At 61.2% G+C, this 12523-nt stretch carries 11 protein-coding genes; 1 reads left to right on the top strand and 10 read right to left on the bottom strand.

Annotated elements, in window-relative coordinates; translation table 11 throughout:
• Window positions 1-14 precede the first annotated feature (14 nt).
• The 6 genes from VH599_03080 to VH599_03055 form a co-directional block, all read right to left on the bottom strand.
• Window positions 15-2177, bottom strand: coding sequence for a serine/threonine-protein kinase (locus VH599_03080; protein ID HEY7347278.1), 2163 nt, complete (start codon window positions 2175-2177; stop codon window positions 15-17).
• A 76-nt stretch (window positions 2178-2253) separates the two neighbouring features.
• Entirely contained in the window at window positions 2254-3732 is a 1479-nt protein-coding gene (locus VH599_03075; protein HEY7347277.1) for a tetratricopeptide repeat protein, read from the bottom strand.
• 271 nt (window positions 3733-4003) lie between these two features.
• Window positions 4004-4825 carry a phosphosulfolactate synthase gene (locus VH599_03070; protein ID HEY7347276.1) on the bottom strand — a complete coding sequence of 274 codons (822 nt, stop codon included), beginning with the start codon at window positions 4823-4825 and terminating at the stop codon, window positions 4004-4006.
• Window positions 4818-6191 (bottom strand): MmgE/PrpD family protein, encoded by a 1374-nt coding sequence (locus tag VH599_03065; protein HEY7347275.1) that lies wholly within the window; start codon window positions 6189-6191, stop codon window positions 4818-4820. Before VH599_03065 ends, VH599_03070 begins: the two co-directional genes overlap by 8 nt.
• Complete coding sequence (locus tag VH599_03060; GenBank protein HEY7347274.1) at window positions 6178-7014, bottom strand: IclR family transcriptional regulator; 837 nt, start codon at window positions 7012-7014, stop codon at window positions 6178-6180. Before VH599_03060 ends, VH599_03065 begins: the two co-directional genes overlap by 14 nt.
• A gap of 178 nt (window positions 7015-7192) precedes the next feature.
• Window positions 7193-7366, bottom strand: coding sequence for a hypothetical protein (locus VH599_03055; protein HEY7347273.1), 174 nt, complete (start codon window positions 7364-7366; stop codon window positions 7193-7195).
• Between the two features lie 84 nt (window positions 7367-7450).
• Between VH599_03055 and VH599_03050 the strand changes: the two genes are divergently transcribed.
• On the top strand, window positions 7451-7837 hold the full coding sequence (locus VH599_03050; GenBank protein HEY7347272.1) for a DUF488 domain-containing protein: 387 nt from the start codon (window positions 7451-7453) through the stop codon (window positions 7835-7837).
• 54 nt (window positions 7838-7891) lie between these two features.
• Here the strand turns inward: VH599_03050 and VH599_03045 are convergent, their stop codons facing one another.
• From VH599_03045 to VH599_03030, 4 genes are all read right to left on the bottom strand, one after another.
• The gene (locus tag VH599_03045; protein ID HEY7347271.1) at window positions 7892-8530 is read right to left on the bottom strand and encodes a hypothetical protein; all 639 of its coding nucleotides are present in this window, start codon (window positions 8528-8530) and stop codon (window positions 7892-7894) included.
• Between the two features lie 23 nt (window positions 8531-8553).
• Window positions 8554-9363, bottom strand: coding sequence for an alpha/beta hydrolase (locus VH599_03040; GenBank protein ID HEY7347270.1), 810 nt, complete (start codon window positions 9361-9363; stop codon window positions 8554-8556).
• Between the two features lie 114 nt (window positions 9364-9477).
• Complete coding sequence (locus VH599_03035; protein ID HEY7347269.1) at window positions 9478-10638, bottom strand: carboxylate-amine ligase; 1161 nt, start codon at window positions 10636-10638, stop codon at window positions 9478-9480.
• A gap of 480 nt (window positions 10639-11118) precedes the next feature.
• The gene (locus VH599_03030; protein ID HEY7347268.1) at window positions 11119-12384 is read right to left on the bottom strand and encodes a metallophosphoesterase; all 1266 of its coding nucleotides are present in this window, start codon (window positions 12382-12384) and stop codon (window positions 11119-11121) included.
• Window positions 12385-12523 lie beyond the last annotated feature (139 nt).

Raw genomic sequence — 12523 nt, 5'->3', positions numbered from 1 at the left:
TTGCTCCGATGTCCTTACAAGGCGCAGCGCAGGGCGTAGACATGGTGGTCGTTGCTGCCGATATAGAGGACGCCATCACGCACCAGCGGCGACGAGGGTACAGGGCCGCCCGTCTGGAACTTCCAGCGCACCTGGCCGTTGCGCGCATCCAGACAATAGACAGCGCCATCGCTGCATCCAAAATAGACGTAGCCAGCGGCGATGGCTGCCGATGAGGTGATCTGGCCGCCGCTTTGATATTTCCAAATCTGCCGCCCGGTTCTGGCGTCAACGCAGTAGAAGGAGCGGTCCACCGATCCGATATAGACCCGCCCTTCGCTCAGCGTGGGCGCAGCAATGATAAAATCGCCAGTGCGATGCTTCCAGGTCGTCCATCCCAGGGCCGTATCTATGCTGTAGAGGACTCCATCCATAGACCCCACGTAGAGCATGCCATCGCCCATAACGGGGGAGGAGACGACGGCGTATTGGGTGGCGAAGTTCCACTTCTCTCGCCCTGTTGCGGCTTCAATAGCATAGACATGCTCATCATCGGAGCCAATATAGAGTATGCCCTGATGATGAGCCGCCGACGAGCGCACCTCCCGCCAGGTTTTGAACTTCCAGAGCTGGCGGCCTGTGCGCAAATCCAGCGCGTGTACAAACCCATCATCGGAGCCAACCACGACCATATCCTGAACGACACGCGGCGAGGAGCGCACATGGTTCCAGGTGCGATACCTCCAGGCCTCTTTGGTGGTCGCGCCGTTGATAGCGTAGATCTCATGATCTTCTGAGCCAACAATGACTAGATCGCCCACGCAGGCCGGTGTGACGCAGATACCCGCTTCGGTGGGGAACTTCCACTTGAACGCGCCCGTTCCGGCGTCCAGCGCGTACAGGTTATAGTCGTAGGAGCCGATATAAATGGTGTTATGCGCCAGCGCGGGCGACGAACGCACCTCTTCCTCGGTCTTGAAACTCCACAGCAGTGTGGGGCTGGGCGCTGGCGCGCTCGCCTGGCCGAAGGCGCCCTGCGCCCTGCCAGTGCCAGGCCGTTCTATGACAGGCGGGAATGTGACTCCCATCACAGCGCCGCTATTCTCTGCGACGGGCCTGGCCTGCTTTTCCCCGGCAGGAGAGAATTGTGGCCCGCCACCGGTTCGGAAAACGCCAGAAACATTCGGCATCATTCCTGAAGTATTACTGGGCATATCAGTGTGATGGCCGTTCCCATTCAGGGGTGGGCTGCCGGGTGGTTGCAGGGGCGCGCTGGGTATCCGCAGGAGTTGCCCGGTGCCGGTCAGTGAGATGAGATGGAGCGCCTGCTGAATGGCTTCCTTGAGTTCGTAGGCCGATTGCCAGCGTTGATCGCTCTGGTAGGCCAGGCACTTCATAATGATCGCTTCCATCTCTTGAGAGACGTTCGGATTCAGCAGACGGGGTGGCCGTTCGTGGAAGGTAAACGGCGTCTCCAGGCGCGGGTCGCTGGCGGTGAGCAGTTGGTGGAGCATGGCCCCCAGGGCGTAGATGTCGCTGCGCGGGTCTACAAACCCTTTATATTGCTCCGGCGGCGAGTACCCTTCGGTCCCAATCATCGTATCGCGCCGCTCTGGTTGGATAATCTTGGCGATGCCGAAGTCAATCAACATGGTCTGGTTCTGGGGGGTAAGCATCACGTTGGACGGCTTGAGGTCGCGGAAGATTACCGGGAGTGGTCGGAAGTTATGCAGATAGGTCAGCACTTCGCAAATCTGAATGGCCCAGCCTGCCACTAGCTGCTCGTCGAGAAAGCCGTTGGTTTCCATGAGGACATCTTCCAGGTTTTTCCCCTGGATATAATCCAGCACCAGATAGGCGCGATTGGATTCGGCGAAAAAGTCATTGACTTTGGGAATGAGGGGATGATTCAGCGAGGCCAGCAGGTTCGCCTCGCGCTCAAAGTTGCGCATGCGTGTTTGCTGGTCGAGATTATCAGCAAATTTGATGATCATCTCTTTGAGGGCGTCCCATTTGACGGCATCCTTGAAGCGCAGATCGCGCACTCGATAGACCGCGCCCATGCCGCCAATGCCAATGACGCGATTAATCTCATAGCGTTCCTGGATGATGGTGCCTGGGGCCAGCGTTGTCGCCTCGCCCTTCTGAAGGTAGGCAGTAGGATTTGGTTGCTCGTCTTCGGGCATATCGTCACTCATGGAAGTACCCCCCTGAATCTCGGCGCCATTATAGCATAGCTTTGTCCAAACAGACAGGGACCAGTATGCCCGTCTGTTAGATACCCAAAGGCGACAACGCTTGCAGCGCCTGCTGCGCCTGGCGACCAACGGGTCCGTTAAAGTCCAGCACAATGGCTTTGCGCAGATTCAGTTCAGCAGAGCGAAGGTATCCCAGGGTTGCCTGCACAGTGCCCAGATGCATGTGTAGCGCTGCGTTTGTGGGGGCAAGATTGGCCGCCTGTATAAAGGCGCTCATAGCATCGGGGTAGGCGCGCACGGCTTGCTGGATGCGCCCCAGGGTATCATAAGCCAGCCCGTTGGTGGGGTCAAGCACGATGGCTAGTCGGGCTGCGGCCAGCGCCGTTCCCTGATCTAACCCGATCTGGTGGTTGACATAGAAATTTGCCAGCAGCAGGCTGAAGCGTGGGTCGCCTCCGGCGTTAGCGGCGGCCTGGCGCAGAGCAAGCTCGGCTCCAGGCAGATCCCTGAGTTGTTCAGCGATAGCGCCGCGTGTGGCCCATAGGGCAGGATTTCGCGGGTCGGCGCTGAGTCCCTGCTCAAGATCGTGAATGGCGCTGCTATAGCGCCCATCCGCGAGGTCCAGCAGGCTGAGGGTATAGCTGGCAAAGCTGTTGCCTGGGTCCAGCGCCACTGCCCGGTTTTCTTCTTGTCGCGCCTGGCCTGACGATCCGGCCTGAAGATAGGTCCAGCCAAGATAGGCGTGCGCGGCGGCATCCTTTGGGGCGAGCGCGACGGCTTGCTTAAGCGGCGCTGTCGCCAGCCCTGGAAAGTTGTTTTTGATGTAGGCGAACCCGACCAGCTTCTCGCTCGCGGCGCTGCCGTTCCATTGATCGATCACTTGCAGAAATTGCTGCGCTGCATCGCGCCAAGCCCCGTCGTCGGTCTGCTCCAGGGCAGCCTCGAACGCCTGGCGCGCGCCAGCCCGGTCGCCTCGCGCCAGGCGCAGCACGCCCAGGTGATACTGCGCCAGCGCATCGCTGCCCGGCAGGGCGGCAAATTGCGTTTCGGCATCCTGCCAGCGGCCCTGCTGCTCGTAGAACAGCCCCAGCCGCTGGCGCGCCCGCACCTGGGCCGCCACCGGGTTCAGACGGGCGGCCTGAAGCCAGGCATGTTCGGCGTCTTGCAAGTGTCCCTGATCCTGGGCGACATCGCCCAACGTGAGCCAGATGTCGGCGTTGTCATTTGCCAGGGTGCGCGCGGTCTCCAGTTCGCTCTGGACCAGAGCGTCCCGATGCTCCAGCAGATGCAGGCGAGCGAGGTCCAACAATGGTTGGAAATCATCCGGCGCAATGAGCGCGGCCTGCTGAAAGAATGATTCGGCGCGCCAGTATTCTTGCTGACCCTGCGCGGCCAGACCGGCCTGCAAGATGGTTTCTTCGGTTGGAGCCTGGGCCGCGCTGCCAAACGCCAGCAGCACGAGGGCGATGAGCGTGAAGCGCGTCGCCCAGACATCAGTCATTGCCAGCCGCTCCTGCCAGGCGGGGGTTTTCAAGAGCTTGAGCAGGTTCTTCATGGAGCGTTCCTCAGTGCTTAGAATGCCTCACACAACCGACGGGTGGCCCCACCCCTGCCGCCTGGAAGGACGGCGCTCCAACCCCGCCCCTGCTCGTGCGGAGGTTGTGTGAGGCGCTCTTAAGACGATCCCTGAGCATGATAGAGATAAGCACTGGCTCAGTCAAGCAAAGAGGACTTTTTGGTTCCACCAAAAACCGGCGGGCGCCTGTAGCGCCGCCTTCCAGGCGGCCAGACGACGAGCCGCCTGGAAGGCGGCGCTACAAGTATAATTATCCTTTGTAGGTCAAGACCCGCCCCCACAAACTCTTCGTCCCCCAGATGCCTGAGCGCAAACACTCAAGCTGGACGATCTGGCTGTGGTCAACGAAGAGATTGACCTCCGGGCCATAGTTCTTGATATACCAGGCAAACACCTCCGGGTCTGCTGCCTCAAACATCACTTTCTCCAGCCCCAGCGCGCCGATGATTTTAGCGGCTGCGTCGGTGCGCCAGGTTTTTACATTTTCGGTAATCCCCTCGGACTCGATCATAATCATGTAAGCCCCGGCCTCCAGAAAACGCCTGGCCTGGCCGATGGCCCATTCGACATCGCGGGTACCTTCGGCCTCAAGTTCTTCAGCGGCGCTGGCGCCCCCCGCGCCAAACTGGATGCCGACCTCCGGCTTGGCCTTCAGCCCTGCCTGCTGGACTTGCTCCACCAGCCGCAGCCAGTCGTCAACCGGGATCGTAATAAATCCGCTGGAGATTTCTACAATATCAAATCCCACCTTGCGGCACTCCTCGATATAGCGGTGGACGGCTTCGCGCCCCTGGGTGAGTACATGCTCGATAAACCCACCTGTAGATACCAGAACATCGTGGCGATGCGCCACCTCGATAATCTCCTTCAGGGCGTTGGGCGGCATCAGCGTGAAAGAGCCACCCGCGAACTTCAACGAATCCACGTAAGCCCCCATCGTTTCCAACACGTCCTCCAGGTAGCGTTTCCCCATCGGCGTGTAGTAGGGGCCGCGAATCTCTGTCACGCCGCGACTACGGGGCTTTGCCTCGCGCTGGTTCATCTGGATGAATGAAAAACCACGATCACTCATGCTTGTTCCTCGCTTTCGCTAAAAGCGTCGTCAACTGTCCTACAGGTACGGTTTCCAGATGGCTGACCGTCTCTACAATGGATTGTTGTAATCGCTCGTCGGCAAAAGGGGCTGCCAGGCGCGCGAACTTCATAGCCGCTTTCTCCCAGGACATCGGGCGTGTATAAAACCCCTCGTAGTCGCGCTGCTCGATGCTCGGCGTCTGCCCATCCTTGAGGAAGACGCGAATGCGACACGGCATCTCCTGGGGAAAACGCCTGCTCAATGCCTCGTCGGGCCGGACGATTACCCTGCGCAGCAACGCCTGAACATCGCCACGCAGAATCCGCTCCGGCGTGTACTGCTTCGGTGTCACCTCTCCATCCAGCAGCGCAGCCGCAACCATATATGGAAGGCTGTGGTCGGCTTCTTCTTTGGTGCGAACCTGCTGCTTATCGCCTTCCTCGCCTCCGCCGATGATGTGGTAGGCGACATCGAAAATAGCAATCTCGATGCGCTCGATCTCTTCGGGGCGCATCTGCTGGGACGCTGCGAGAGTCAGGATGCCCTCCAGCGCAGATTGCGAATGGATTTCGGCGTTGTATTGCTTGAGGATCGTGTGGGTGACGCGCTCCAAGCCTTCGCGCTGCCAATCAACGGTAAATGGTCCGGCGATAGCGTCTATGAAACCCTTGTTGCCCTCGAAGACCTCCAGCGGGCCGGTAATCCCCTGCATCGCCAAGAAGGCCGCGTGCGTGGCCCCAAGGACGGTATTGGGGTAGGCCAGCCCCTTCCAGTTGGAGAGCCTGCCGGTACGGGTGACGCGCAGCGCGTTGTAGGCTGTGCCACTGATGGCAACCGCGTGAGCGATCTGCTGCTGGTCGAGACCCAGGGCTTTTGCTACGCCAGCAGCGGCGGCATAAGCCCCCTGCGTGGTGTGATCGAATCCCCTGGTGCGCACCGGCGCCACCTCGGAAAGCGTGCATTGCACCTGATACGCCACTGCCAGCGCGGTCAGAAACTCCTTGCCTGTGTTTCCCGCATACTCACTTGCCGCCAGCACCCCGCCCAGGTTGTCGCTGGGATGGCACGTTTCCCCCCTGGCAAGATAGCTGTCGTTGTAGTCGAGGTAGCGCACCAGGGCAGCATTCAAGAAAGCGGCCCGATCAGGCGCTGTCTTGCCGCCGCCGATCAAGGTGGCAAGCGGAGCGCCCCCAAAGAGCGCGACCTGCCTGCGCAGCCGCTGAATTGGCGGGCCATCGAGCGCCCCAAGCGCGCAGCCCAGTGCGTCCAGGACGCGAATCTTGAGTTGTCGGCGGGCCGCTTCCGACAGGTCTTCATAAGTTGCCCGCGCCACGAAGGCGGCAAGCTGCTCAACCTGAGTCATCGTTTTCCCCTCTCTCTTCAGCATGCTCATCAGAGCGTGGTAACTGCTGCTCTCGCCCGGCAAACCCCAGATCATACGAGGTACGCCTGGCTGTTTCGCAGACGAATGGGGTGTAGCGCGCGCGCTGGGCTTCTTCCAGGCGCGCGGACGGCGCTACCAACGCCACTGCCCCCGCTGCCTGACCATCGGCAGCGAAGATCGGGGCCGCAATCGCCGCGACACCCGCGATGCGCTCGCCCTCGCTCGTTGCCCATCCGGCGCTGCGCACCCGTTCCAATTCGGCGGCGAATTGCTGGAGATCAAAGGGCCGGGTGTTTCCAAACCGGGCCGCGCTTGCTGCCGCCAGGGCGTCGCGCTCTGGCGGGGAAAGCCAGGCGAGCAGCACTTTTCCGGCGGCCCCCCGATGCAAGGGCAGGGGCGTTCCTACCTCTGCAAAGGGCCGCAGATTATGAGGGCTGCTCACGACCTCGATGACGAGCCGCGTGTCTTCGTGGCGCAGATGGAGTTCGGCATTTTCTCCGGTCTGCTCATTCAGCCACTTCAGATGGCGCAGCGCCTGGCGACGCACATCGCTCCCTTCAAGAGCCAGCATGCCCAGGCGCGCAAGAGTCATGCCCAGGCAAAAACGCTGTCCGTCTTTCATGAGCAGCCCATGATCGCAGAGCGCCTGAGCCAGCCGATAGACGGTTGGCAGCGGCAGAGCTGTGCGCGCGGCGATCTCAAGCGGGGAGAGCGTAAGGTCTCCGCGTGGGAAGGCCAGCAGGATCGCCACCGCCTTATCCAACACGCCGACTTTGGTTTCGCGTGTATTGGGGTCGTCCATAGCGCCTTGCCTACTCAGGTGTTCCATATATTGGAATACTATCTACTATGTGGAAGTATTACAATTATAGCATGGCTTCTCTTGAGAGTCAAGGCTCTGGATGGCGTGAGTTTCACCACCTATCGGGGGTTGCCATTTGTAGCGCCGCCCCCCTTCGGGAAGGGCCGCTTGCCTCCCCCTACGGGGAGCGGCCCTTGCGGGAACTGGGGCGCGGCCATTCTCGCTCGGCTGCGCCTCGCTCGCGCGTCCCTCCTGGCGGCTCAACGCTGGCCTGCTGGTGCGTTGGCTCGGAGGGCGAACGCTCGCCCTGGCGCAGCGTTGGCCGCCTGGAAGGCGGCGCTACAAGTACCATGCCTCGCTTGCCAACACCTCATTTTTGCTAGAACTGATGGCGTGCGATATGCGAGCGTATCCCCTGGTGAGGAGGGCAGAAGCGATGAGTCAAGTTGGTAACGTACAGGTCAAGATCAAGCGTGTCTATGATCCGCCAGCCGTAGAAGACGGGCAGAGAGTGCTGATAGATCGCCTCTGGCCGCGCGGGCTGAAACGCGAAGACGCCCGGTTGGATGAATGGCTGCGTGATATTGCCCCCAGCGACGATCTGCGCCGCTGGTTTGGGCATGATCCGGCGCGCTGGGAAGCGTTTCAGGCGCGCTACCGCCGCGAACTGGCGGATGCTGAGCGTCAGGCGGCGCTGGAGAAGCTGCGCGAGCGGGTGCGGCGCGGCCCATTGACGCTGCTCTTTGCGGCGAAAGACGCTGAACATTGCAACGCTCAGGTCTTGCGCAGCCTGCTGGAAGAGGAGCAGGCTGGCGCTGGTTGACCTGGCTCTGCGAAGCGTCGCAGGCTGGAGCGAGGAGAGGGCGCTACACGACGCTCAACTGGTGAAGGTGAAGCTGGCTATCATCTGCGTAAAGACGGATGAAGGCTGTCCCTTCACCGCGTTGATCTGAAAGATGTAGAGGATGTCAGGGCCGTCCGAAACCCAATAGCCGTCTTTGTTCTGTGATGGGCAGATGGCTTCTAGCGCGTCGCGGCCTCCTACCGTGGTTGCGCGCGTGGCGGGGTCGGAGCAGGCCGGGCCTGTCGTGTGTTGTTGGTCCTGGGTGTAATACTGCAAGGGTGAAAGCTGCGACGGGTTCGAGAGGGGCAGCACCTCGATTTTCAGCAGCGGCGCGTTGACGGCCATCAGGTCCGGGCGCTGCTGCGGGTTCCAGTTCCAGACATCGAAGTCCCCTGATGCGATCCAATTGGCGGGATATTGAATCGTGTAGTGATACCGGGCGCTTGTGTGCGTGGCCCAGCCCTGCGGTGGGATCGGCGTCGGTTGGGGCGGCGGTGGCGGCAGGGTCGGCGTGGGAGTCGGCGTATGGGTTGGTGTCAGGGTGCGGACGAGTGTTAGTGTTGCAGCAGGCGCGCTTGCAACGGGGCTGGCGCTGCTGCACCCCGCAAGCAGGGCGCTGGACACCAGACAGATCAAGAGGAGGCAGGCGTTCCTGCCCTTGCTGGACATCATGTCAATACTCCTTTTCAATCTTTTCAATCGCCAACCTGCTCAGCGGATTGAAGGGAAGCGTGCCAGCGCCCCAGGAAATCTCCCAGGATGGAATCGAAGGCGTCGGGAACCTGGCGCGAGGGATGGTGGCGAACGTTGGGCAGCATCACCAGTTCGGCGTCTTGAATCAATCGCTGCAACACGACGGCGCTCTGCGCGGGCAGCAAGGGATCGCGCAGACCCCAGATAATCAATGTGGGGCAGCGAATGAGACGCAGATCAGGCCGAACATCGCACGCCAGCGCCTCGTCCATCGCCTGCCAGACTGCCAGTGCCTGCACGCGGCGTGGGTCGCCGTAGCGGCTGGTATAGCGCGCGTTCTGGCGATTGGTAAAGCCCAATCCGGCGCTCATCACTGCCCGCAGGAAAGGGCGCTGCATGGGCAGCCCCGCCGCATTCACCAGGACCAGGCGGTCTATTAGCTGCGGCTCGGCTGCCGCCAGCATGATCGCCAGCGCGCCGCCCATCGAATGCCCGACGATGGTAGCCGGGGGCATCTTCAGCGAGCGCATCCAGGCGCCCAGCAGCGCCGCGATCTCGCGCAGCCGCCAGGGCAGCCGCGCCGGACTCTGGCCGTGTCCTGGGATGTCGGGCGCGTAGAGCCGGTAGTGGGGGCTGAAGAGGTCGAGGGCGCGCTCCCACGCGCCCGAAGAGTTCCACAAGCCGTGTAGGAAGACGACAGGCTGCCCATTGCCCGCCACTCGATAGGCCAGTTCCTGCCGATAGGGCGCGGGCAGCCAGGAACGAATGATTCTCTGGCTGTGCTGCTCTTCAGGGGGAAACGCTGCGGCCATCACGCTCTCCAAGGCTCCGGGATACTCTTCAGAGAGAGGCGGCTTTTGCCACTTCTCTCTGAAGAGTATAGGGCGCGGCGCTGGCGGCTGTCAAAGATCGCCTGGGCGGGGCGCTCAATCGCCCACCTGTTCTGCCTGCGCCGGGCGTTCTGCCAGGGCTTCTGCTGGCGCGACGCCCTGCATGGTGGTATGTGCCAGCCAGCGCACGACGGAGGCGAGGTCGCCGGTTTGCTCATAGATGGCAAGCTGGCGGTCTGCGCCTGTGCCTTCCTGGCTCTCAAGCAACCGACGCAGGCAGTTCATCTCCTGGCGGCTGCCCAGATCATCAATCACCTCATCAACGAAATCCAGCAGTTCATGAATAGCCTCTCGCGTGGGGATTTCGCGCTGGTTGGGGAAATCAATCAGCTTGCCATCCAGGCCGTAGCGCGCGGCGCGCCATTTGTTTTCGTTGAGCAGCGCCGTCGGATAGAGATGCACGCTTCGATTGTGGGCGCGCATCCAGTCCAGCCTGGCGACCAGCGCCTGGAACAGCGCGGCCAGCGCAATCGTCTCATCGAACGTGGCAGGCATATCGCAGACGCGAAACTCCAGCGTCTGATGAAAGGGATGCGGGCGCAAGTCCCACCAGATTTTCTTGCCATCGTCAATGCAGTTCGTGGTGACGAGCGTATTGACGAAGCGCTCGAATTCGCCATAAGACGGATAAATATCGGGCAGGCCACTGCGCGGGAAACGCTGCCAGACGGTGGTGCGGAACGACTTATAGCCGGTGTTGCGCCCCTGCCAGAAGGGAGAATTGGCCGAAAGCGCCAGCACGTGCGGGATATAGTTCCGCGCCTGATTCATGATCTCGATCAGGTGATTGCGGTCTTCGATGCCAATGTGGACGTGCAATCCAAAGATGAGAATGGAGCGCGCGACGTCTTGTAGCTGCTCGTCAAGCTCTTCGTAGCGGGGATGATCGGTGCGGTCTTGCTCCTGCCAGTCGTCAATGGGATGGGCGCCAGCCGAGAGCAGCCGCATGCCCAGAGACTCGGCCATCTTTGCTACCTGCGTTCGCAGATAGAGGGCTTCGGCTCGGCCAGCGGCAATGCTGGGGCAGACGCCAGTGATCGTTTCGGCGGTGCATTGCAAGAACTCGGCTTTGACCTGATCGCCTAGCTGCTCTTTGGTCAGCGCCATCAGCGGCACAATCCCTGATCGCAAACTTCCGGTAACGGCGTCTACAAGTTGAAACTCTTCCTCAATCCCCAACGTATACTTGCCAGGCATGCGGTAAAACCCTCCTTATGAGGAGCGCGCTGCTCGTGATCTCCCCGGAATGCTGGCCGCTGTCTCCCGAACAGCGACTAAGCGGTGATAGACGAGGCTGGGACGCCCTCCGGTTGAGCAAAGCTCATCTGGTGAAAACACGCTTGCTACTGACGCTGCTACTCACACGACAGGCGGCTCGATCAGGCTGGCCGCCACGAGCGTTGGATGCGTTGGCGTATCGGAGTGTACAAAAATGCCGCGCTCAACCAGGGGCGCGGCACGAGGACAGGCGTCAGCATCAGGAAGATTACGTGAGGCCAACGCCAGGAAAAGAAGAGTGAACCGTGACGGTTCCGGCTGGTCATGTCTGGCTCCTGGGAAGATGGGGAAGCAAAACCGCGCTCCCGACACGCGCTACAGACTGAATCGCCTGCGTGGCCTCGTTGCCAGCATGCAACAACCGTTGGAATTACAGCATAGCTGATCGATGGGCGAATGTCAATAGCTATCTAACAGCAGGTCCGTCTGGACGTTGTTCTCATCCGGGCCGGCGTCGCTTTCATCCTCAGTTTCTTCTGGTTCGCGTTCGCTGAGCTGCGCCTCCAGTTCATCCTGAGCGAGATCAGCCAGCGTTTCCACCAGACGCGGCGGCCCCTGGTCGGGAATCAGGATGAAAGTGCCGGGCCAGCGCTGCGGGCGGTAATCGGGTCGGCGCGCTTTGCCGTCATCATAGAGCCAGGAGCCGCAGTTCATTGCCGCCACCTCTTGCCCGCGCATCTTCACTCTCCAGCGATCAAGGCTGTCGCCCTCTTCGAGTGGCCCTGGGCGGTGCGTGTGGCCGAAGATGACATAGCGCATGCCGTCAGGCAGATAGGGGGCCAACTCCTCCAGGCTCAGGTTGAAGGCGTGGATGGTCGCCTCTGCCTGGGCCTCGCGGGCGGGCGAAGTCAGGCTAAGGCCGCCTTTGACGATGCGGTTCGCCAGCGTTTCTGCCAGCGCCACGCCCACCCTGCCGCCAACCGAGGCTGCCCCACGCAGGGCGGCCCGGCGAATCTGGCGCAGGCGGGTGCTGGGAGGCGCTCCGCCGCGCAGCCGCTCGTAGATGCGGCTCTGCATCTGGCCCCCACCTGGCGATTGCCCAATCCAGTGGAGCAGTTCGTATTGCGGGCGCAGAATGGCTTCGTAGAGATCGGGCGAGAAGCCGTCCACCGTCTGGCCTGCCGCTGCGATGCTTGCCTGCACCAGACTCAGCAGCCGAGCCGGAGCCGCGCCAAGATGCAGGTCCAGGTAATGGCCGTGTATCAGAAAAATGGGGCCTTCGGAGGATTCAAGAGTGTCATAGAAATAAGCGAAGCGTACATCCACCGGGCCGCCGATGATGCGGGCAAGCTGGCGCGACAGAAAAAAATCCGGTGGCGCGACCACCTGCCTGAGTGTAAATGGTTCGCCCGCCTCGATGGCCCGTTCCTGTTCGCTTTCGATCAGCCGCACAGCATAATGATGATCGTGGTTGCCGGGAATATAGGTGACGCGCGGATGTCTGGCCCCGCGCAGCGCGTCGCCCAGCATGCTCAGGAACGGGGTGGAGATGAGCAGCGCGTCTTCCAACTGCTGGAAACGAAGATCAAGAATGTCGCCGAGCAAGACGATATGGTCAACGCCATCAAGCTGCTCGCGCAGCAGGTCACAAAAGAAGGGATAGCGCAGCAGGTCATCGCCATGCGCCGCGCCAAGGTGCAGGTCCGAGAGTATCGCGGTAGCCAAAGGTTCCCTCCAGGGGTTAGTCGCTGAAAAAGACCGATGCAGCGCAGGTCGTGCTGTTCTGCTTTTCAGTATACGCTCTGGTATTCATCGGGGCAAATGATCCCTACAGGGCATCTGGCAAAGCATCTCGCAAAAACAA

It is taken from the genome of Ktedonobacterales bacterium (assembly GCA_036557285.1).
Lineage (GTDB): Bacteria > Chloroflexota > Ktedonobacteria > Ktedonobacterales > DATBGS01 > DATBHW01.
Note: the sequence above shows the minus strand (reverse complement) of the source record. Positions and strands in the feature narration are given on the sequence as shown.